The 21,542-nt window shown below is 73.6% G+C and carries 19 protein-coding genes; 6 read left to right on the forward strand and 13 right to left on the reverse strand.

What is annotated here, in order from left to right; translation table 11 throughout:
• Positions 1 to 964, reverse strand: a 964-nt coding sequence (locus tag ACFQBR_RS26400) for a DUF4349 domain-containing protein (RefSeq protein WP_344181699.1), incomplete at its 3' end; no start/stop codon positions are given.
• A gap of 260 nt (positions 965 to 1,224) precedes the next feature.
• Between ACFQBR_RS26400 and hemG the strand changes: the two genes are divergently transcribed.
• Positions 1,225 to 2,721, forward strand: a complete 1,497-nt coding sequence (hemG, locus tag ACFQBR_RS26405; protein ID WP_344181697.1) for a protoporphyrinogen oxidase — start codon at positions 1,225 to 1,227, stop codon at positions 2,719 to 2,721.
• The gene (gene hemQ / locus ACFQBR_RS26410; RefSeq protein WP_344181695.1) at positions 2,718 to 3,428 is read left to right on the forward strand and encodes a hydrogen peroxide-dependent heme synthase; all 711 of its coding nucleotides are present in this window, start codon (positions 2,718 to 2,720) and stop codon (positions 3,426 to 3,428) included. The genes hemG and hemQ overlap by 4 nt, the downstream gene beginning before the upstream one ends.
• A 361-nt stretch (positions 3,429 to 3,789) precedes the next feature.
• Here the strand turns inward: hemQ and ACFQBR_RS26415 are convergent, their stop codons facing one another.
• From ACFQBR_RS26415 to msrB, 3 genes are all read right to left on the reverse strand, one after another.
• Positions 3,790 to 4,599 (reverse strand): CDP-alcohol phosphatidyltransferase family protein, encoded by an 810-nt coding sequence (locus ACFQBR_RS26415; protein ID WP_344181693.1) that lies wholly within the window; start codon positions 4,597 to 4,599, stop codon positions 3,790 to 3,792.
• Positions 4,586 to 5,254, reverse strand: a complete 669-nt coding sequence (locus tag ACFQBR_RS26420) for a phosphatidylserine decarboxylase (protein WP_267949187.1) — start codon at positions 5,252 to 5,254, stop codon at positions 4,586 to 4,588. The genes ACFQBR_RS26415 and ACFQBR_RS26420 overlap by 14 nt, the downstream gene beginning before the upstream one ends.
• 268 nt (positions 5,255 to 5,522) lie before the next feature.
• Entirely contained in the window at positions 5,523 to 5,966 is a 444-nt protein-coding gene (gene msrB, locus ACFQBR_RS26425; protein WP_344181691.1) for a peptide-methionine (R)-S-oxide reductase MsrB, read from the reverse strand.
• 205 nt (positions 5,967 to 6,171) lie between these two features.
• Here msrB and ACFQBR_RS26430 point away from each other — a divergent pair, with 205 nt between their 5' ends.
• A complete protein-coding gene (locus ACFQBR_RS26430; RefSeq protein ID WP_344181689.1) occupies positions 6,172 to 6,603 on the forward strand; it encodes a hypothetical protein in 432 nt (143 codons plus the stop codon).
• 76 nt (positions 6,604 to 6,679) lie between these two features.
• Here ACFQBR_RS26430 and ACFQBR_RS26435 read toward each other — a convergent pair whose 3' ends face one another.
• The 9 genes from ACFQBR_RS26435 to ACFQBR_RS26475 all read right to left on the reverse strand — a co-directional run bounded on the left by ACFQBR_RS26435 (position 6,680) and on the right by ACFQBR_RS26475 (position 17,221).
• The gene (locus ACFQBR_RS26435) at positions 6,680 to 7,459 is read right to left on the reverse strand and encodes a GntR family transcriptional regulator (RefSeq protein WP_267949190.1); all 780 of its coding nucleotides are present in this window, start codon (positions 7,457 to 7,459) and stop codon (positions 6,680 to 6,682) included.
• A gap of 166 nt (positions 7,460 to 7,625) precedes the next feature.
• A complete protein-coding gene (locus tag ACFQBR_RS26440; RefSeq protein WP_344181687.1) occupies positions 7,626 to 8,432 on the reverse strand; it encodes a pyrimidine reductase family protein in 807 nt (268 codons plus the stop codon).
• 78 nt (positions 8,433 to 8,510) lie between these two features.
• Positions 8,511 to 10,658, reverse strand: coding sequence for a glycogen debranching protein GlgX (gene glgX, locus ACFQBR_RS26445; protein ID WP_344181685.1), 2,148 nt, complete (start codon positions 10,656 to 10,658; stop codon positions 8,511 to 8,513).
• 349 nt (positions 10,659 to 11,007) lie between these two features.
• Complete coding sequence (locus tag ACFQBR_RS26450; RefSeq protein WP_344181683.1) at positions 11,008 to 12,639, reverse strand: acyl-CoA dehydrogenase family protein; 1,632 nt, start codon at positions 12,637 to 12,639, stop codon at positions 11,008 to 11,010.
• A 169-nt stretch (positions 12,640 to 12,808) separates the two neighbouring features.
• Positions 12,809 to 13,513 (reverse strand): pyridoxine/pyridoxamine 5'-phosphate oxidase, encoded by a 705-nt coding sequence (locus ACFQBR_RS26455; RefSeq protein WP_344181681.1) that lies wholly within the window; start codon positions 13,511 to 13,513, stop codon positions 12,809 to 12,811.
• A 236-nt stretch (positions 13,514 to 13,749) separates the two neighbouring features.
• Positions 13,750 to 14,523 carry a sirohydrochlorin chelatase gene (locus ACFQBR_RS26460; RefSeq protein ID WP_344181679.1) on the reverse strand — a complete coding sequence of 258 codons (774 nt, stop codon included), beginning with the start codon at positions 14,521 to 14,523 and terminating at the stop codon, positions 13,750 to 13,752.
• Positions 14,520 to 15,221: a phosphoadenylyl-sulfate reductase gene (locus tag ACFQBR_RS26465; RefSeq protein WP_344181677.1), complete on the reverse strand. Its 702-nt coding sequence runs from the start codon at positions 15,219 to 15,221 to the stop codon at positions 14,520 to 14,522. Before ACFQBR_RS26465 ends, ACFQBR_RS26460 begins: the two co-directional genes overlap by 4 nt.
• The gene (locus tag ACFQBR_RS26470; RefSeq protein ID WP_267949197.1) at positions 15,218 to 15,424 is read right to left on the reverse strand and encodes a hypothetical protein; all 207 of its coding nucleotides are present in this window, start codon (positions 15,422 to 15,424) and stop codon (positions 15,218 to 15,220) included. The genes ACFQBR_RS26465 and ACFQBR_RS26470 overlap by 4 nt, the downstream gene beginning before the upstream one ends.
• A 99-nt stretch (positions 15,425 to 15,523) precedes the next feature.
• A complete protein-coding gene (locus tag ACFQBR_RS26475; RefSeq protein ID WP_344181675.1) occupies positions 15,524 to 17,221 on the reverse strand; it encodes a nitrite/sulfite reductase in 1,698 nt (565 codons plus the stop codon).
• A 387-nt stretch (positions 17,222 to 17,608) separates the two neighbouring features.
• On the opposite strand from ACFQBR_RS26475, the gene ACFQBR_RS26480 reads away from it, so the two are divergent.
• From ACFQBR_RS26480 to ACFQBR_RS26490, 3 genes are all read left to right on the forward strand, one after another.
• Entirely contained in the window at positions 17,609 to 18,619 is a 1,011-nt protein-coding gene (locus tag ACFQBR_RS26480) for a YihY/virulence factor BrkB family protein (RefSeq protein ID WP_267949199.1), read from the forward strand.
• Positions 18,620 to 18,804: 185 nt separating this feature from the next.
• Complete coding sequence (locus ACFQBR_RS26485; protein WP_344181673.1) at positions 18,805 to 19,581, forward strand: hypothetical protein; 777 nt, start codon at positions 18,805 to 18,807, stop codon at positions 19,579 to 19,581.
• 460 nt (positions 19,582 to 20,041) lie between these two features.
• Positions 20,042 to 21,508, forward strand: coding sequence for a hypothetical protein (locus ACFQBR_RS26490; protein ID WP_344181671.1), 1,467 nt, complete (start codon positions 20,042 to 20,044; stop codon positions 21,506 to 21,508).
• Positions 21,509 to 21,542: the final 34 nt, after the last annotated feature.

A 21,542-nucleotide genomic window follows, 5' to 3' on the forward strand; every position in this document is an offset into this window, starting at 1 on the left:
CGGTCCCGCGGCGCCCGCCCGAGGCCTTGCGCCCGGGGGCCGCGCCGCGCCGGCGCGAGCGGTACCACCACAGCGGCCCGGCGCCGAGCACCGCGGCCGCGACCAGGAACGGCAGCAGCCAGCCCGCGACCACGGCGACGCCCCCTCCGAGCGCCACCAGCGCGCGCCAACCGCGCTCCAGGCCGCCGAGGAAGCCGATGCCCTCCTCCGACGGCTCCTCCAGGTAGGTCTCCGGCGGGGTCAGCCGCAGGTGCACCGTCGAGTACGCGGTCTGGTTCGTCAGTGTCTCCAGGCGCGCCTGGAAGGCCTCCAGCTCCGACTGCCGCGTCTGGATCTCGCTCTCCACCCGCAGCAGGTCGTCGACGTCACGGGCCTCCTCCAGGTAGCCGCGCAGCGTCTCCAGCGAGGCCTCGGAGGACGCGATGCGGCTCTCGACGTCCGCCACCTCCTCGGTGACGTCCTCCACGGACCGCTCCAGGTTGGAGCGGTCGCCCAGCTCGCCCAGGGCCTCCAGGGCCCCCTCGTAGCCGTCGTTGGGCACGCGCAGGGTCAGGTTGCCCTCGGGGGTGCCGCCGGCGGGCGTGGAGAGGCTCTCCGAGGCGATGTAGCCGCCCGCCCCGATCGTGAGCTCCTTGGCGAGCTCGGAGGCCTCCGACACGTCGTCCACCCGGACGGTCAGGTCCGCGGTGTGGACGAGGTCGCGCTCGCCGACCTCGACGTCGGCTCCGACCGAGGAGGAGGGGGCGTCCTCCTGCTCGACGCCCCCGCCCCCGTCGTCGGCGCCCACGGCGCGCTCCCCGGCCGCGGCGGGGCCCTCCTCGGAGCCCCCGCCCGCGAAGCTGTCGGAGCTGCCGGAACTGGTGAGCCCACCGGCCCCGCAGGCCGTGAGGAGCAGGGCCGCGAGGCCCACGGAGAACGCAGCCCCGGCGACACGCCGCGCCGGGGGGACCGCTGAAGTAGCCATGAACGTTCGACGCGCCCGGCTCCGCGCCCGGTTGCGGGCCTTCGGTAACGACCCCGCAACAGGGCCGCCGGGACGGGCGGGACCGGGGGGTACGGCGGGGCCCGGCCGGAATCCGTGAGAGGAGGGGCGCCGGAGCGCTCCACACCCCGCCGCCGGAAGGGGGCGCCCCCGCCGCCGCACCGTCCCGGCCCCCGTGGCCCGCTCCCCGGCGCCGGAGGGGGACCGAGGTCACCGGGTGTCGGGAGGTATGGCGGATCACTGTGACCCGCGACATCTGGGAAGCTGGAGGCATGCCTGAAGCACCGCACGTCGTCGTGGTCGGCGGAGGGGTCTCCGGACTCACCGCCGCGCACCGCCTCCGTGGTCTCGGCGCCGCCGTCACGGTGGTCGAGTCCGCCGACCGCCCCGGGGGGAAGCTGCGCGCGTCCCCGGTGGCGGGGGTGCCCATGGACGCGGGCGCCGAGGCGGTCCTCGCCCGCCGCCCCGAGGCCGTCGACCTGTTCTCGGAGCTCGGGCTGGAGGACCGGGTGGTGCACCCCGGGCCGGGCGCCGCCGCCGTCTACAGCCGGGGGCGCGTGCGCCCCCTGCCCCGGGGCCAGCTCATGGGGGTGCCGGGGGACCTGCGCGCCCTCGCCCGCAGCGGGGTGCTGTCGTGGCCGGGCACCGTGCGCGCCGGACTCGACCTGGTCAGGCCGCGCACGCCCGTCCGCGGCGACGTGTCCGTCGCCGCCTACGTCGGCGCCCGCATGGGCCCCGAGGTCGTCGACCGCCTCGTCGAACCCCTCCTGGGCGGTGTGTACGCGGGCCGCGCCGACCTCCTCTCCCTGGACTCGACCCTGCCCCAGATCGCGCCGATGGCGCGCGGCGACCGCTCCCTGATGAGGGCGGTGCACACCAGCCTCCGGGGCCGGGGCGCCGCGCCCACCAGGCCGGGGCCGGTGTTCGCCTCCCTGCGCGGGGGGGTCGCGGAGCTCGTCGCCGCGCTCGCCGAGCGCCACGCCGCGGACCTGAGGACCGGGACCCGCGCCGCCTCCCTCGAACGCCTCCCCGGGGGCTGGAGGGTGCACCTGGACGGCGGCGAGCCGGTCGCCTGCGACGCCGTCCTCCTGGCGTGCCCCGCCCCGGAGGCCTCCCGCCTGCTCACCGGGCACGCGCCCGGGGCCGCACGCGACCTCGGCGGGGTGCGGTACGCCAGCATGGCGCTCGTGACGCTCGTCCTGCCCGCCGCCGCCTTCCCGCGGCCCCTGACCGGGACCGGGTTCCTGGTCCCGGCGGGGGAGGGGCTCACCGTCAAGGCCGCCACGTTCTCCAGCAACAAGTGGCCCTGGCTCGCCGAGGCGCTGGCCGAGGCCAACCCCGGCGAGGACCTGGTGGCCGTGCGCTGCTCGATCGGCCGGTTCGGCGACGACGCCGTGCTGGAGCGCTCCGACGGGGAACTGGAGGCGGCGGCGCGCGCGGACCTCGCACGGGTCACCGGCATGGCCGGCCGCCCCGTGGACAGCCGGGTCACCCGGTGGAACGGCGGGCTGCCCCAGTACTCCGTCGGCCACGCCGACCTCGTCGAGCGCCTCCGCGCCGACGTGCACCGCATCCCGGGGCTGGGGGTGTGCGGCGCGGTCTACGGAGGCGTCGGCATCCCCGCCTGCATCGCCGACGCCGACCGGCAGGCCGAACGCCTGGTCGGCGCACTCTCGACCCACGGACGCAGCGGCGGCGGAGACGCCGCCGGAACGAACCAGCAAGGAGTCAACCCGTGACGGGCCAGCAGAACGAAGCCGTCGGCCAGGACGGCGCCGACCTCAACAAGCTCATCCGCTACACCATGTGGTCGGTCTTCAAGGTCGACCGCCTCGACGGCGTCGACCGGGGCGCGGCCGCCGACGAGCTGCGCACGCTCCTGGACAAGGCGGCCGAGAGCGGCGTGACCACCCGGGGCGCCTACGACGTGCAGGGCTTCCGGGCCGACGCCGACATCATGTTCTGGTGGGTGGCGGACACCCCCGAGCAGCTCCAGGAGGTCTACACGGCGTTCCGCCGCACGGAGGTCGGGCGCGCCTCGAGCCCCGTGTGGTCGGTCATGGGCCTCCACCGCCCGGCCGAGTTCAACCGGGGCCACGTCCCGGCCTTCCTCGCCGGGGAGGAGCCGCGCGACAACATCTGCGTCTACCCGTTCGTGCGCTCCTACGAGTGGTACCTGCTGCCGGACGACGAGCGCCGCGCGATGCTCGCCGAGCACGGTCGCATGGCCGCCCCCTACCCGGACGTGCGCGCCAACACGGTGTCCTCGTTCGGCCTCAACGACTACGAGTGGCTGCTCGCCTTCGAGGCCGACGAGCTGTACCGCATCGTGGACCTGATGCGCCACCTGCGCGGCGCCAAGGCGCGCCTGCACACCCGCGAGGAGCTGCCGTTCTACACCGGCCGCCGCAAGGGCGTCGCGGAACTGGTCGACGCCCTGCCCTAGGTGTGACGGCCGTGGAGGCCGGTGACACCCGCCCCTGCCGTCACAGGCGAAGAGGGCCTCCGGTACCGGTGTGGACGGCGACGTCCACCACCGGTACCGGAGGCCCTCGACGCCCCTCTCGCACCCGCCGGAGGCCTGGTACCGGCCCGATGCGCGGTCGAGGACCGATGGCCGCTGCGACGTCCCGCAGGCCCCGCCGCTCCACCGCCCGCGCCGACGCGCCCCCGCTCCCCGCGGGGCCGTCCGCGCGGGCCCGCCGCGCCGCCGGGGACGGCCGGGGAGCCGGGGCGGACCGGGAACGCGGAGCGCCCCGGGCGGAGGCCCTCGCCTCCGCCCGGGGCGCTCCCCGTGCGTCCCCGCCTCAGCCCCGGGCGGAGGCGGACCTCCGCGTGGCCAGCACGTAGAAGGGGATCGTCACGATGAAGCCCAGCACGAGCGCGCTCATCAGGTAGATGAGCGACTGCCCGGCGGGGAGCCCCATGCCCCAGGCGGCCATGAGGGCCACGCCGAAGCCGAGCACGCCCAGGACCGCGTAGGCCTTGCGGCCGCGGGGCTTGGGGTACTCCATGCGGCTCACCATCAGCCAGGAGATGAGCAGCACCGCCGCGACCCCCGCGAGCAGGGGCGGGTCGAGCAGCACCACCGTCACCACCGCCATCGCGCCGAACGGGCAGGGCAGCCCGGTGAAGTAGTCCGCGCCCGGGGCCTGGCAGGAGAACCGGGCCAGCCGCACGATCACCGCGAGCAGCACCGCGCCGCCCGCGGCCACCGGCAGCAGGCCGGCGTCCCCGGCCTGCATGGCCCACACGACGAAGAAGAACGCCGGGGCGAACCCGAAGCTGATCACGTCGGCGAGGTTGTCCAGCTCGGCGCCCATGCCGCTGCCGCCCAGCTTGCGGGCGACCCGGCCGTCGAGCACGTCGAGGGCGGCCGCGACCATCATCAGGCCCACGACCGTGGCCATCGCGGTGCGCGGCAGCGGGCCGACCGCCCCGGCGGCGGCGTGGGCGGTCTGCGCCACGACCAGCGCCCACACGGCGAGGAAGCCGCACAGGGCGTTGCCCAGGGTCAGGTAGTCGGCCACGCCGAGGCGCAGCAGGGGGGCCGCCTCGACGGCGCCCGCGGGCCGTTCGGCCGCGGCCACGCCCTCCGCGCTCTCAGTCGGCGTCAAGACGGGTTTCTCCGGAGCGGACCTTCTGGCCGATCTCCACCGCCGGGGCGACCCCGGCCGGAAGGTAGACGTCGACCCGGGACCCGAACCGGATGAGACCGATCCTCTCGCCTTGTTCGACCTTCTGCCCCGCAGCGAGATACGGGACGATACGCCTGACCATCGCGCCGGCGATTTGAACGACCGTGATCTCACCGATCTCGGTTTCAAGGGTCCAGATGACGCGCTCATTACGCTCGCTGTCCTTGTCGAATGCGGGGCGGAAACCCCCGGGGCGGTGCTCGACACCGGTCACCACACCGGCGAGGGGTGCACGGTTGACGTGCACGTTGAGGGGGTTCATGAACACCGCGACCCGGATCCGCCCGTCGGGCTGGAGGTCGAGGCTCTGTACGACGCCGTCGGCCGCGGACAGCACCCGCCCGGTCGCAGGCCCCCGTTCGGGGTCACGGAAGAACCAGGTCATCCCAGCCGCGAGGGCGACCACAGGGACGGCGAGCGCCGTGCGGGCCCGGGAGCCCCGTGCCGCCAGCACGGCGGCCCCGGCGGCTCCGAGAGCGGGGAGCAGCCAGGGGCCCGACCCCTGGGCCATGCCGAACCGGGGGCGTGCCGGGGGGCGGTGGGTGACTGATGAGGAAGGTGAGTCGTCGGTCATCGAGCGCTTTCGTCGCGGGTCGGTCGGGTCGCCCGCACATCGGTTGCCGCTGTGAGGGGTCGGCCCGGTGGCTGAGGGCCGGCTGGTGCGCGGAGGACCCGGTGTGGTCCGGGGGCCTTCGCGCCGCGCCTCGCGGGCAGCCGAGGGGGCCGACCGTTGACGCGCTGGATGCGATTATCCCCGATCCCGTCGCGGGCGGGTCGCGGGCGCACGGTGATACGCGCGCCGACCGCCCCGGACCACGCGTCCGGGGCGGGGCGGGGAGGTGCTAGTCGGCCGGTTCGAGGGTGAGCGCGACGGAGTTGATGCAGTACCGGGCGTCGGTCGGGGTGGCGTAGCCCTCGCCGTGGAAGACGTGGCCGAGGTGGGAGTCACAGGTGGCGCACCGCACCTCGGTCCGCACCGCGCCCAGGGACCTGTCCTCGTGCAGTGTGACGGCGTCGGAGTCGGCCGGATCGAAGAAGCTGGGCCAGCCGCAGTGGGAGTCGAACTTCTCGTCGGAGCGGAAGAGCTCCGCCCCGCAGCCCCGGCAGCGGTAGACGCCGCTGGTCCTCGTGTCGACGTAGGCGCCGCTCCAGGGGCGCTCGGTGGCGGCCTGCCGGAGGACGGCGTACTCCTGGGCGTTGAGCCGGTCGCGCCATTCCTGGTCGCTCTGGGGAAGACGTTCGGTCCCGTCGCCGGTGTGCGGGGCCTGGTCCGATGAGTCAGCCATGTGACGACGCTACCCCGAATCGTGTCCTGATGCTGCCACGGCGCCCCCTGTCGGACGGACCGGTACATAGAGCCTTTGGTGCCGGTAAATCATCCTTCATGGCTATATCCACCTAACTTCACCTCTGGCGACGTTCAGTGGCCCGGGCGACGGGTACGGCAACCGACGAGGTCGGTGGTCGTACGGTGCGTGTGAGGCGGGTGACATGGCGGTTGCGACGCAACAGGCACTCGGAGTGAGCAGACGGCCGCTGCGTGTGGGCAGGATTCGATACGGACTGTGGTGGCTGGACCGGACCACCTCGGGGGTACGGGGGCGGGCCCGGGTGCTCGCCGGGGGCGCGGCCGTCGCGGGCCGCGAGCTGGCGTGGGCCGCGGAGCTGAGCCTCCGCACCACGACGAGGCGGGCCGAGCTGGCCAGGCCCGAGCCCTGGAGCGACCGCAAGCTCCTGGTCTCCGCCACGGTGCTCGCGGTGTGCGCGCTCGCCGTGGCGATTGTCCTGGGGGCCGGCATGGCCCGGTGGGCGATGACCGAGTCGAACTCCCTGCTCTTCGCAGCCGCCGGGGCGCCGGCGGTGGGACTCGTGTTCCTGGCGCTGGCGTACCTGGTGTTCGCTTCCAAGCGGGGCTGTCGCTGAGCCGGGTTCGGGGGAGGGGCGCCGGGAACGGCGCCCCTCCCGCCGTGTACGGGCCGGTGCGCGGGCGGGGCGGCGGTCAGGCGTCGAAGTCGTACTGGAGCACGTACGCCGAGCCGTCCATCGTGATCTCGTTGAACTCCACGGGGCGGTGCTCGGAGGTGAGCGCGGTGCGCGCCACCTCCAGCACCGGTGTCCCGGGCGCCAGCCTCAGCTCCTGGCTCTCCTCCGGGGTGGGCATGCGCACCCGGATCTCCTCGGTGAAGTGGGCAGGCGCCTGCCCGAGCTCGGCCAGCCGCGCGTAGATCCCCCCGGGGCCGCTGTCGTGCTCACGGACGCGCCTGGCCGCGGCGGAGTCCACCAGGACCGTCAGGGGCAGGTACGAGACCGCGCGCTGGACCGGCCTCCCCTCCACGAGGTAGCGGCGCGAGCGCCGGAGCACCCCGCCCCCCTCGGTCAGCCCCAGGGCGCGGGCCACGTGCCCGTCCGCGACGGTCTCGTCCACGCACAGCCCGTCGACCTCGTAGCCCCGTTCCTCGCCGTCGGTCTGCCAGATCGCCCGGCCCTGGCCCCACAGCTCCTTGGACAGGCGGCGCGCGCCGTGTCTTCGCACCGGCCGGAACAGGCGGACGTAGATGCCCGAGCCGCGTACGGCCACGGCCAGGCCCTCGTTGATCAGCACGGAGAGCGCCTGCCGGGCTGTCGCCCGGGCGACTCCGTGACGCTCCATGAGGGTGTTCTCCCCGGGAAGGCGGTCGCCGTCGGCGTACCGCCCGGAGCGGATCTGTCCGCGTAGTTCCTCGGCTATCTCCCGGTAGACCGGAGGGGACCCGTTTTCGGACGTCGGCACTACGTTCATCCTCTCGGCCGGGGGCCAAGCCGGTAAGCCCCGTCAATGCGGTGTGTCCCGTGGCGGTGATTCCAGTGGAGGGCACACATCGGGTATGTCCGATTGCGGGATGGTTCATGCGTCGTTGTGGGGCGGCCGAAACCGACCGGTTACAGCCGCGTCCCCGCGAGACGCCCTAGCCCCTGACGTAACGCGCGAACAGGTTCCCCTCCGCCTCCAGCAGGTGCGCGATGCGCACGGGTGTGCTCTGTTGTGACCACGCCTCCGGCGCTCCGGGGGCTCCGGGGCCTCCCGCCACGATGCGGGGCGGCCCCGATCCCAGCAGGTGAGGGCTCAGGGTCAGGCAGAGCTCGTCCAGGAGCCCGGCGGCCACGAACTCGCCCAGCAGGTGCGGTCCCCCCTCCGTCAGGATCCGGCGCATCCCGCGCGCGGCCAGCTCCCCGACCACGTGCGCCGGCGTCACCGACGCCCCGTCCACCACCACGACGTCGGCGTACCGGGCCACCCGCCGCCGCCGCTCCTCCGGTGCGCCCCGGGTCGTGAGGACCAGTGTGCGGGCGTCCTCGGGGGCCTCCGTCAGCAGCTCCTCCGGGAGGTCGAGCGAGCGGGAGACGACCGCCACCGCGGGGGTCCGGGCACGTCCGGCGCGCAGCCCCTCCCACGCCTTCCTGGCCCGGACCGGGCCGTACCCCTCCGTGCGCGCCGTGCCCGCTCCGACCAGCACCACGTCGCACAGGCCGCGCAGCACCCCCATCAGCCTGCGGTCGGGAGCGGAGGACAGGTCGCGGCTGCGGCCCGAGGGCCCCACCGCGCCGCCGTCCGCGCTCGCCACCATGTTGGCGCGCACCCAGGGGCGGTCCAGGCCGGGCGGATAGGCGTACGCGAGGGCCGGGTCGACGTCCCCGGCGCCCGGAGAGGGCAGGAGTTCGCGGAACGTGACGGGAGCGGAGGTGCCGGCGCCGCCGGCGTGTTCGGTCGACATGGTCACTCAGCGTAGGGGGTACGGGGGCGGGCCGCCCGGGGAGGGCCGGGGTCGGCCCCGGCCCTCCCCGGGCCCGGGTCAGGAGTTCCTGTGCGACACGCGGCGCAGCAGGAGCAGCGCCCGGTCGATCACCCGGACCGGTCCGGAGGCGGCCACGAACGGCCTCCCGGACACATCCGGCTCGGCCGTGTCCAGGACGGTCTCCCACGCCATCCCGTACTCGGTTCCCGGGACGGTGAAGTCCACCGCGTCCGCGCCGCTGTTGAGCAGGAGCAGGAAGGAGCTGTCCCGGATGCGCCGCCCGCGCGGATCGGGCTCGGTGATGGCGTCCCCGTTGAGGAACACCCCCAGCGCCTGGCCGGCCGAGTCCCAGTCGTCACCGGACATCGGCCTGCCGTCCGGCCGCAGCCACGCGATGTCGGTCAGGCCGCCCTCCCCGGCGGCGGCCTCCTCCACCGGGCCGCCGCGGAAGAAGCGGCGCCGCCGGAAGACCGGGTGGTCGCGCCGCAGGCGCGCCAGCCCGCGCACATAGTCCAGCAGGTCGTTGTCGGGCTCCTCGTCCTCCCCCAGCCCGGCGCTCTTCCAGTCGATCCAGGCGATCTCGTTGTCCTGGCAGTAGGCGTTGTTGTTGCCGCCCTGGGTGCGGCCCACCTCGTCACCGTGGGAGAGCATCACCACCCCCTGCGACATGTACAGGGTGGTGAGGAAGTTGCGCACCTGGCGGCGGCGCAGAGTGATGATCGCCGGGTCCTCGGTGTCCCCCTCCACCCCGTGGTTCCAGGAGCGGTTGTCGTCGGTGCCGTCGCGGTTGCCCTCGCCGTTGGCCTCGTTGTGCTTGTGGTCGTACGAGACCAGGTCGGCGAGCGTGAAGCCGTCGTGGCAGGTGATGAAGTTGATCGAGGCCACCGGGCGGCGGCCGTCGTCCTGGTAGAGGTCGCTCGACCCGGCCAGGCGCGAGGCGAGCTCGCCCATCACGGGCTCGCCCCTCCAGTAGTCGCGGACGGTGTCGCGGTACTTGCCGTTCCACTCGGTCCACAGCGGCGGGAAGTTGCCCACCTGGTATCCGCCCGGGCCCACGTCCCAGGGCTCGGCGATCAGCTTCACCTGCGAGATCACCGGGTCCTGCTGGACGATGTCGAAGAACGTGCTCAGCCGGTCGACGTCGTGGAACTCCCGGGCCAGGGCCGAGGCGAGGTCGAACCGGAACCCGTCCACGTGCATCTCCAGGACCCAGTAGCGCAGCGAGTCCATGATGAGCTGCAGCGAGTGCGGGTGGCGGACGTTCAGGCTGTTGCCGCACCCGGTGTAGTCGAGGTAGTAGCGCTGGTCCTCGTCGCTCACCCGGTAGTAGCTGAGGTTGTCGATGCCGCGCAGGGACAGCGTGGGGCCCATGTGGTCGCCCTCCGCGGTGTGGTTGTACACCACGTCGAGCAGGACCTCGATACCCGCCTCGTGCAGGGACTTCACCATCGCCTTGAACTCCTGGACCTGCTGGCCGCGTGAGCCGCGGGCGGCGTACCCGCTGTGCGGGGCCAGGAAGGAGAGGGTGTTGTACCCCCAGTAGTTGGTCAGCCCGCGCGCCACCATGGCGTGCTCGGGCACGAAGTGGTGGACGGGCATGAGCTCGACCGCCGTCACCCCCAGCGAGGTGAGGTAGTCGATCACCACCGGGTGCGCCAGTCCCGAGTAGGTGCCCCTCTGGTGCTCGGGGATGCCCGGGTGGCGCATCGTCAGGCCGCGCACGTGCGCCTCGTAGATCACCGTCCGGTGGTACGGGGTGCGCGGGCGGGACTCGTTGCCCCAGTCGAAGAACGGGCTCACCACCACGCACTTGGGCACGTAGGGGGCGCTGTCGTCGGTGTTCTTGCGGTCGGGGTCGGCGAAGCGGTAGCTGAACAGCGACTCGTGCCAGGTGAGATTGCCGTTCAGGGCTTTCGCATAGGGATCGGTGAGTAGTTTGTCAGGATTGCACCGCAAACCGTGCTCCGGGGCGTAGGGGCCGTGCACCCGGTACCCGTACTGTTGCCCCGGGCCGATTCCGGGCAGGTACCCGTGCCAGACGAATCCGTCGTATTCGGTCAGCGGTACGCGCGTCTCCTCGCCGTCGTCGTCGAACAGACACAGGTCCACCCGGTCGGCGGCTTCGGAGAACAGGGAGAAATTGGTGCCGGACCCGTCGTAGGTCGCACCGAGCGGATAGGAACTACCTGGCCAGACTTCCACCATAGGATCTGTCGGTCTCTTGGTGTCGGGGCCTTCGGGTCTGGACGGGACGGCGCGAATCCGTTCCGTTCGGAAGGGTGGTCGTCCGTCACGCCCCTGCCCGAAAGCGGGCGGACGTGTTTCGTGACGACTTCTTCCTTCCGCCGCGACGGGCGAAGTATGCCGACCCCGGGCGATGATCGTCGAGGGGCGTCCCTCTTCGTGTCCTTTGTGGGAATTGTTATCACCGGCTCGGCGGGCGGCCCCCGGAATTCCCCGTGCGGCGGCCGCCGCACGGGGAGGGGCGGCGGGACGGCCGGCCCGGCGTGCGCCGTGCGCGTCCGGCCCGCGGGCCGTGCGGGCCGGACGCGGTTCAGCTGCGCGGCCGGGCCCGGTCCAGGATCAGCCCGGTGTCCGTCCCCCGGGGCAGGGTGCCGAACACGTGCCCCCACTCGCCGCCCAGACGCGACGCGGTGAACGCCTCCGCGACCGGGGTCGGCGCGTACCGCAGCAGCAGCGACGCCTGGAGGGTCAGGGCCATCAGCTCCACCACGGACCGGGCACGGTACTGGACCTCCTCCTGGTCGCCCAGGGACTGCTCCAGGCGCTTGACGGCCGCGTCGTAGTGGTCGTCCACACCGGCGGCGGCGCCCAGCTCCGCGAAGAACGCCTCCACCGACTCCGGGCTGCGGCCCATCGCGCGCAGGACGTCCAGCGCCGCCACGTTGCCCGAACCCTCCCAGATCGAGTTGAGCGGCGAGTCGCGGAACAGGCGGGGCATCCCCGACTCCTCCACGTACCCGTTGCCGCCCAGGCACTCCAGGGCCTCCGCGGCATGGGCGGGCTGGCGCTTGGTCACCCAGAACTTGCCCACCGCCACCCCCAGGCGCCGGAACGCCGACTCCGATCCGTCGCCGCGCACCGAGCGGTCCACCGCCCCGGCCAGGCGCGTCATCAGGGCCGTCGCCGCCTCGGACTCCAGCGCCAGGTCGGCGAGCACGTTGCGCATCAGGGGCTGGTCGACCAGCGCCGCGCCGAACGCCCGGCGGTGCTCGGCGTGGTGCAGCGCCTGCACGACCGCGGCGCGCATGCCCGAGGCCGAGCCGATCACGCAGTCCAGCCGCGTGCTGTTGACCATCTCGATGATGGTGGGCACACCCCGGCCGGGTTCGCCGACCAGGTGGGCGACGGCCCCGTCGTACTCCAGCTCGGCCGAGGCGTTGGACCTGTTGCCCAGCTTGTCCTTGAGCCGCTGGACGGACAGCCCGTTGCGGCTGCCGTCCTCCAGCACACGGGGCACGAGGAAGCAGGTGAGCCCCTCCGGGGCCTGCGCGAGGGTGAGGAAGAAGTCGCTCATCGGCGCCGACGTGAACCACTTGTGCCCGGTGAGCAGGTAGTGCCCCCCGGAGGAGGGCACCGCGCGCGTGGTGTTGGCGCGCACGTCCGAGCCGCCCTGCTTCTCCGTCATCGACATGCCCGCGAGCAGCCCGTGCTTGGTGTGCGGGGCCCGCAGCCCGAAGTCGTACGTACGGGCCGTGAGCAGCGGCTCGTAGCGCTGCGCCAGCTCCGGGGCGTGGCGCAGCGCGGGCACCACCGCGTAGGTCATCGAGACGGGGCAGCCGTGACCGCTCTCCGCCTGGGACCACAGGAAGAACTTGGCCGCGCGGGCCACGTGCGCGCCCGCCCGGTCCTCCGCCCACGGGGCGGCGTGCATGCCGTGCTCGACCGCCTGGTCCATCAGCACGTGGTAGGCGGGCTGGTAGTCGACCTCGTCCACGCGGTGGCCGTAGCGGTCGTGCGTGCGCAGCACCGGGGGGTAGGCGTTGGCGGACTCGCCCCAGGCGCGCACCCGCTCCGATCCGGCGGCGTCGCCGACCGCGCGCACGTCGGCCTCGGCCCACTCGGCGCCCTCGCGCCGCAGTCCTTCGAGGAGGGCGGGGTCCTCCCCGGCGCTGTAGTCGCCGAGCGGTGCGGCCTGGTTGAACACCTCGTGTGTCGGGGGCATCGACCTACCGTCCTTCTGGCTCGGTGTTCGGAGGGTTCCGGAATCCTACCCGTGCCCGGGACGCCGAACGGAACAGGATTCGGTAACGCTGTGGACACACGTTTCCCCCGCCCCCTGCCTGATCAGACCGGGCGCGGCGGACCGCGGGGCATGGGAGCCCTCCCATGCGTCAGGGCCAGAGCAGACCGCGTTCCCAGGACCCGTCCGGCACCGTGCGGGAGTAGTGCAGGCGCGTGTGGCGCCGGTCCGGGTCGGCCTGCCAGAACTCGACCTCGGCGGGGGAGACCACGTACAGGCCCCAGTCCCCGGGGGCCAGCCCCGGCTCGCGCCCCAGGAGCTCCCGGCCCCGGTCCGCGGCCCTGTCCACCTCGGCGGGATCGGCCAGGGGCCGGCTCTGCCTGCCGTGCAGACCGGCCACCCGCGACTCCAGGGGACGCGCGAGGAAGTCGGCCGCGCACTGCTCCGGGGAGGCGAGCTCCACCGAGCCCCGCACCCGCACCTGGCGCCCCTGCGGCCCCCAGTGGAAGAGCAGTGCCGCGGCGGGGTTGGCGGCCAGCTCCCGCCCCTTGCGGGAGGTGGTCGTGGTGGCGAACCACCATCCCCGCTGCGTGAAGTCCTTCATGATCACCACCCGCGCCGACGGGGCGCCCGCCTGGTCCGCGGTGGCCACCGTCATCGCGTGCGGTTCGGGCACCCCGTCCCGCAGCGCCGCGGTGAACCACTCCAGGAACAGCTCCGCCGGGTCGTCGGGCGCAGCGGCGGGGTCGAACCCCGGCAGCGGGCCCGCGAACACCGGCAGCCCCCTCAGCAGGTCCCTGATGCCGTCCTCCGCCGGAGCCCCCTGCGGCTCCGGCGCGCTCTGGTCCCCGGGCACGGCCACCTCCACGGCTCGTACGGCCGGCGGCGTCCGGCCGGAGCGCCGCCGGTCCTGATTCTTCTCGCCCGCGCCGCCCGGCACAAGGGACGCCCCCCGCCTGTGGACGACCGTGTCGGGGGGCGTCTGCACCGGTCAGGGGGCCGGGGCGGCCGGGAGCGGCGACAAGCCGGCGGACGCCGGACCGGGGCGGGGCCGGCTGGGGCGGACCCGGGGCCGGGCCCGCCCGCCGCCTCTCAGGCGCGGACCACCGCGCGCCGGACCGCGACCGCGGAGTCGTACCGGTCCAGGACCACCCGGGCCAGCTCCGGCACGTCGCCCAGGGCCTCGGAGACCACGGAGGCCCCCGCGGACAGCGACTGCGAGCGGATGCGGTCGGCGAAGAAGCCCGGGGCCAGCAGGTAGGTGGCCACCGCGACCCGCCGCGCCCCCCGGCCGAGCAGGGCGGCGACCGCCTCGCCCGGCGAGGGGCGGGCCGCCGAGGCGAAGGCCGCCACCACCTCGCGCCACGGCCCGCGCTCCGCCAGCCGTTCCGCCAGGGCCCCCACGGTCGCGTTGGCCTCCGGGTCGCCGGACCCCGCCGAGGCCAGCACCAGCGCCGTCCCCGGCCCGGCGTCCGCCCCCGCCTCGGCCAGGCGCCGCTCCACGGCGTCCAGCAGCAGGGGGTGCGGCCCCAGCGTGTCGGCGTAGTGCACCCGCAGCCAGGGGCTGCGCCCGCGCGCGGCGGCGAGCGCCCTCGGCAGGTCCACCTTGCTGTGGTAGGCCGCGGTCAGCAGCACGGGCAGGACCACGGCCTCGCCGGCGCCCCCCGAGGCCAGCTCTCCGAGGGCCTCGTCCGCGCCCGGCGCGACGTGGTCCAGGTAGGCCGCCCGCACGTCCAGCCCCGGGCGCAGCGACCGCACCCGGTCCAGGACCGCGGCGACCGTCTCGGCCGACCGCGGGTCCCGGCTGCCGTGCGCCACCGCCAGCAGGGGCGCCGACGGGCGCCCCCCCGGCGTCCCGGCGCTCATATGTGGATCCCGCACTCGGTCTTGCCCGTCCCGGCCCAGCGGCCGCTGCGCGGGTCCTCGCCCGGCTCCACGCGCCGCGTGCACGGCTCGCAGCCGATCGAGGGGTAGCCGTCGTACTGGAGGGGGTTCACCATCACCCCGTTCTCGGCCATGTAGGAGTCGACCTCCTCCTGGGTCCAGCGGGCGATCGGGTTCACCTTGGTCATCCGGCGCCGCTTGTCCCACTGCACGACGGGGGTGTCGCGGCGGGTCACCGAGTCCTCGCGGCGCAGGCCGGTCAACCAGGCGGCGTAGGGCGCCAGCGCCCGCTGGAGGGGTTCCACCTTGCGCAGGTGGCAGCAGATACCGGGGTCGCGGCCGTGCAGGCGCGGCCCCAGGGCCAGGTCCTGCTCGGCCACCGTGCGGACGGGTTCGACGTTGATCAGGTTGATGTCGTACACGGAGGAGACGGCGTCGCGGGTGCCCAGGGTCTCGGGGAAGTGGTACCCGGTGTCCAGGAAGATCACGTCGATGCCGGGCGCGGCCTTCGAGGCCAGGTCGACCATGAGCGCGTCCGCCATGGACGAGGTCATGCAGAGCTGGTCCCCGAAGGTCTCCGCGGCCCAGGCGATGATCTCCTGGGCGGAGGCCTCCTCCAGCTCGCGCGCGGCGCGCACGGCGAGCTCGGGGCCGCCCGCGGCGGTGATGGTGGAGTTCATGAGTTCCCTTCCGTCGGTCTGGAGGGGGCGTCCGCGCCGGAGAACGACGCGGAGCGCAACCCGACGTACTTGACGCGGAACACGCGGGCGCAGGACAGGCAGGCCCAGGGGTAGCCCTCGCCCTTGACGGCGGCTCCCTCCTCCGGAACCAGGTCCTCGTCACCGCAGTAGGGGCAGTAGTGGGGCGCGGCCCTCTCGGACATGGCGCACCTCTTCCTTCGTCGTGTTCCACGGGTCCTGCTCGGGCACGGCCGGGGCGGCCCGCGGGGCGGGAGCCCGCCCCGGCCGGGCCGCTCCGGTCGCTACTTCAGGTCGGCGTCGTCCGCCCGGCCGACCCAGGACGCGAAGGACTCACCGTCCTTCTTCTGGTCCTGGAACCGGCGCAGCACCCGCTCGACGTAGTCGGGCAGGTCGTCGGCGGTGGTCTTCAGGCCGCGGATCTTCTTGCCGAAGGACCGGGTCATGCCCATGCCGCCGCCCAGGTGGATCTGGTAGCCCTCCACCTGCTCGCCGTCGGCGTTCATCACCAGCTGGCCCTTGAGGCCGATGTCGGCCACCTGGATGCGGGCGCACGAGTTGGGGCAGCCGTTGAGGTTGATGGTCAGGGGCTCGCCGAAGTCCGGCAGCCGTTTCTCGAGCTCGTCGATCAGGGTCGAGGCGCGGGCCTTGGTCTCCACGATCGCGAGCTTGCAGAACTCGATGCCGGTGCACGCCATCGTCTGGCGCCGGAACACGCTCGGCTCGACCTGGAGGTCCTCCGCGCCCAGGGCGGCGCGGATCGAGTCGATCCGCTCCTCCTCGACGTCCAGGATCACCAGCTTCTGGTCGGCGGTCGTGCGGATGCGGTCCGAACCGTGCTCCTCGGCGATCTCGGCGATGCGCAGCAGGGAGGTGCCGGAGACCCGCCCCACCCTGGGTGCGAAACCGACGTAGAACCGCCCGTCGTTCTGGCGGTGCACGCCCACGTGGTCGCGCTCCAGCCCGGGGTCCAGCTCCGGGGCGGGGCCGTCCGGGAGCGCGTACCCCAGGTACTCCTCCTCCAGCACCTGGCGGAACTTCTCCGCGCCCCAGTCCTTGATGAGGAACTTGATCCGGGCGCGGGTGCGCAGGCGCCGGTAGCCGTAGTCGCGGAAGATCGAGCAGACGCCCGCCCACACCTCGCTGACCTGGTCGGGGCGGACGAACGCCCCGAGGCGCTGGGCGAACATCGGGTTGGTGGACAGGCCGCCGCCGACGAAGAGGTCGTAGCCGGCCTCGCCCGCCCCGTCGCGCACGCCCACGAACGCGATGTCGTTGATCTCGTGGTTGACGCAGTGGGAGCTGCACCCCGACAGCGAGGTCTTGAACTTGCGGGGCAGGTTGGAGTACAGCGGGCTGCCGATGTGCTCGTCGTAGATCTGGCGGATCTGCGGTGTGGGGTCGATGACCTCGTGCTCGGCGACGCCCGCCAGCGGACAGCCCATGATCACACGGGGGGTGTCGCCGCAGGCCTCCGTGGTGGAGAGGCCGACCGACTCCAGCTTCTCCCAGATCGCGGGCACGTCCTCGACCCGGATCCAGTGGAACTGGACGTTCTGGCGGTCGGTGATGTCGGCGGTGTCCCTGCCGTGGTCGCGGGAGATCTCGCCGATGGCGCGCAGCTGCGCCGCGGAGAGCTGGCCGCCGTCGATCCGCACGCGCAGCATGAAGTAGCTGTCGTCCAGCTCCTCCGGCTCCAGGACGGCGGTCTTGCCGCCGTCGATGCCCGGTGCCCGCTGCGTGTACAGCCCGAACCAGCGGAAACGCCCCCGCAGGTCGGCCGGGTCGATCGAGTCGAACCCGCGCTTGGAGTAGATGTTGATGATCCGATCGCGGACGTTGAGCCCGTCGTCGTTCTTCTTGTTCTCCTCGTTCTTGTTCAGCGGCTCGCGGTAGCCGAGGGCCCACTGGCCCTCGCCACGGCGGCGTCGCGGCGTGGCCGCGGTCGCTGTCCTGCCGGGCTGCGCGGAAGAGGGAGGCATCGCGGGTGTCTCCGATGGGGTCGCGGGGTGCTCACAGTCCCGGCGCCCGCACCGCCGGCCCGTGGGCGCCGCACGTCGTCGTGTCGGGCGTCACGGGTGGGATCCGCGTGTGGGGAAGCGAAGAAGGGGGAGAGCGCCGGGGCCGCGCGCACCCCTGGGGTGCGTCAAAAGGCGGCGAGATTAACCGACGCTGCAACAGATGGCACTGCGGACCCGAAGAAAGTCCACGTGGCGGCGCACGCAGAGCATGGGGTCCAGGGCAGCGATCATGCAATGAGAATGTCACGGGCTTCCGGACTTTGTCCAGACGCGCCGAAAGGCCCCCGACGTGAGTCACGTCACTCACCGCGTCGCCCGGTGGGGCCTGTGCCCACTAACGTTCTCCCCGTGGTGGGATTCTGGGAGGCGCTGTGGCACGCCGTCGACGCATGGCTGAGACGGCACCCCCGCGCGCACGGCGGAATGCTGCTCGTCCTGCGCACCGTGCGGGCGTTCGCCCGGGACCGGGTGGTCGGCCTCGCGGCCGAGTCGGCGTTCTTCACCCTCATCTCGCTGCCCGCGCTCCTGCTGTGCCTGCTGGGGGCGCTGGGGCCGCTGGCCGCCGTGCTGGGCGACGACATCGTGGAGGAGATCCGGGTCTGGATCCTGGACCTGGCCGCGCGTGTGCTCACCCCGGGCACGGTGGACAGCGTCGTCAGGCCGCTCGTCGACGACTTCCTCGGCGGCGCCCAGGGCGGGCTCCTCTCGGTGACGTTCGCGGTGTCGCTGTGGTCGGGGTCGCGGGCGATGAACGTCTTCATCCGCTCCATCACCATCTCCTACGGGCTGGACGAGCTGCGGGGCTGGATACGCCAGAGGGTCCTCGCGTTCGTCGCCTACCTCGGGGGGCTGCTGTTCGCGGTCCTGGTCCTGCCGGTCCTGGTGGCCGGGCCCGACATCGTGCACGCGCTCCTGCCCATCACCGTGGGGCGCCTCAACCTCCTCTACTGGCCGACCGTGGTGCTGCTCGCCATCGCGGCGGTCACGCTGCTGTACGCGCTGAGCGTGCCGGTGCGCACCCCGCTGTGGCGCCACCTGCCCGGCGCGCTGCTGGCCACGCTGGTGCTGATCGGCGGGTCGGCCGCCCTGCGCGCCTACCTGGACGCCTCCCTGGGCCAGGTGAGCATCTACGGTTCGCTGGCGGCGCCGATCGCCATCCTGGCCTGGCTGTACGTGATGGCCGTCGCCGTCCTGGTCGGGTCCTCGTTCAACTCCGAGATCGACGCCATGTGGCCGACCGTCCGCACCGCCGCGGCCAGGGCCGAGCTCGCGAACCGCCGGTTCGAGCGGGCGGACCGCCTCGTCCAGCGGCGTGAGCAGGCGGTCATCGACACGATCGTGGAGGGCAACGGCCGCTGAGGCCCGCCGACTCGCCGAAGGTCGCTCCGCCCCGGTACCGTCGCGGAAACCGTCCGGGAGGAGGGCCGCGGCCCCGCGGCCCCGGGTCCGGACGCCGCACCACGAGAGGTCACCCCCATGACCGTCCCCCCGTCCCCCGCCGGCCCCCGGCCCCGTGTCGCCGCCCCTGAGCGGGGGTACGGCGGATGAGGGCGTCGCCCCTGCTCGCCGCCTGTGCGAGCGCAGGCCCTCTGGCCTGCTTCGTGATCCTCCCGGTGGTGCGGTTCACGGGGAATCCCGTGCCGGTGGCGGCCGGGATCTTCCTCGCCCTGTTCCTCGGGTGGGCCGCCGCCTGCTGCACGACGGTCGCCCACACGGAGATGACGTCCTCGGAGAGGATCCGCTGGGCGGGGGGAGAGCATTTCTTCTCCGTGACGACCCGGTTCAACCTCGTCACCTCCGTCCCCCTCACCCTGCTCGCCCTGGCGTTCGTCGTCTTCAACTCCGCCTGGACGATGATGCCCCTGCTGGCGGTCTCCTGCGGGTCCGCCGTCCTGGCCTGGGTCCACCTGAGGAGGGAGCGTGCGGCGCGGCTGGAGGCCGCGGCGGAACCGGTGCTCACCGGGCCGAAGGTGATCGGCCTGCGCAGCCCGGGACAGGTGCCGCGGGGGTGGGTGCCGGTGGTGGTCCACCGGCCGCATGCGGGCATGCGGGACATGCTCGTCGACTATCGGATCCACGTGGACGGCGACAGGGTGGGGACGGTGGCTCCTGGGGAGAGCCTCGTCGTGGGCCTTCCCCCGGGACCGCACAGCGTCCGGTGCGCGTACGCCGGGTTCTCCAGTGTCCCGGTGTCCTTCGCGGCGGTCCCGGGCGTCCCCGTCCACCTCGTGGGCGAACCGGGGGGAACGGCCGCCACCGCGGCCGCCGACCAGCGGAACCGGCCCCAGGAGTACATCAGGCTCTTCAGGCTCCCCGGTTGACCGGTACACCGCCCCGGCGGGGCCGACGCGCGGTCCCGGAACCGCGCCGGCCGTGGTCGGCCGGGGGCCGTGCGCGCTCCGGGGCGGATCGAACCGCGGGACCCTGGCCGGATCCGGCCATTTTCGGTGTGAACCTCACGACGGGTCGGAGGGTCCACAACAGGGGCGGGACAGCGCGGAACGTCCGGTCCGCATCCCGTGCCGGGGTGATCTTGCAGGTCGGGGGAGGGACAACGGAAACACTGTCGGAAGTTTCGCAGCGGATACCGGGTCCACCGGCCCATGGCCGGAATAGGTCCGGAGGACGACCATCAGTATCATCTCCAGCAGCATCGACTACGCGTGTGCCGGCACCACCGCTTGGTGACCACCCAGGCCGCGACCTACCGTCACCGCTGACCGAGGTCTCCCGTAACCCGTACACGAACAGGTCCACGTTTCCCATGCCTTCGGAGGCACCATGAGCCGGGCGTCCCGACCGGGGCAGTCCCGGCCCACCGCCGTCATCGTCATCGCGCCCGACGAACACAGCGCCGAGATCGTCATCGAGGGGCAGCGCCAGGTCGTCACCGGCCGCGCCCCGAAGGAGACCCGGCGCGCGGCCCTGGACGTCGCCACCGGCTATGCCGCCAGAATCGGGCAGCCGGTCCTGGTCGACGCCCGTGACGCCAACGGCGTCTGGCGCCTGGTCGCCACGCCCGACGGGGTGGTCCAGGCCGCCGAGCCTCCCGCGCCCGTCGCCGCCCCGGTCCCGCCCCCGCCCGCGGCCCCCGCGACTCCCACGCCTTCCGCGAGTCCGGTCCGGCCCGCGGGCTCCGGGCGCAGGCGCGGCCTGCTCATCGCCGGGGCCGCGGCCCTGGCACTCGTCCTGCTCGTGGGCGCGGGCGTGGTCGTGATGCGCTTCCTCCCTGGCGGCGGCGCCGACCCCGCGGAGCAGGCGGCCGACGACGTCACCCTCAACCACCCCGCGCCGCCCCACTTCTCCGAGACCGTCGACTTCAGCGAGGCGCTCGCCACGGGGAGCCAGCCCGGGGTCAGCCGCGACGGCGAGCTCCTCGCCTACGTCGACCCCGAGGACCGGCTCAACCTGTTCGACGCCGACGGCTCACGCCTCTGGGCGGCCGACCTGCCGATGGGCTCCGGCGAACTCCTGGGCTCGCCCAGGTTCGTGGAGTACGGGGGCGGGCCCGCGATCGTGGCGGAGACGGCGGGAACCCTCTGGTTCTGGCCCGCGGACGGCGGGGAGCCCGTCGACATCCCGATCCCGGAGAACGCCTCCGCCCAGTACGTGGGCAGTTCGGTGCTCGTGCGCAGCGAGGAGGAGGCCTACGTCCCGGTCGCGGACGCGCTGGAGCCCGTGGAGGTCCCCGGGAGCGCAGCCCCGATGCTGGCCGAGGGGGAGAACGTCCTCGCCGCCGTCCTCAGCGGGCCCTGGACGTGGGTCTCCCCGGACGGCGACCCGGTCGAGGTCAACGCCGAGCGCCCGGACGAGGCCGGTGAGATGGAGTCGGTCGTCACCGCCCTGCGCGACTACGTCATCGTGCGCTGGGAGCCCCGCGAGGGCGACGAGACGATCCTGGCCTTCCACGACAGCGAGGACGGCAGCGTGATCGGTACCGCTGCCGTCGACCCCGCCCTCCTGGAGGACGTCCGCCACCGCTCCGGCCCCGTCGGGACCGACGTGGTCGCCTACGGGCCCATGGTCCTGGACCCGGCGACCGGCGAGTCCGCGGTGGTCCCCGGTCTCATCCCCGAGATCGCGGTCGGCGCACGGGTCTTCGGCCGGCTCGACGGCGCACTCGTCGCCGTCGACGCCTCCGGAGAGCCGTCCGAGGCCCCCGAAGGCTCGGTCCAGCCCAACGGCCTGCTCGGTGAGCGGGCCGTGGTGGTCCACGACGACCACCTCTATGCCATCCCCCCTGAGTAGATCTCTCCCCCTGAGCAGATCACTCGCAGAGAAG

The organism is Nocardiopsis tropica (assembly GCF_042660575.1).
Lineage (GTDB): Bacteria > Actinomycetota > Actinomycetes > Streptosporangiales > Streptosporangiaceae > Nocardiopsis > Nocardiopsis tropica.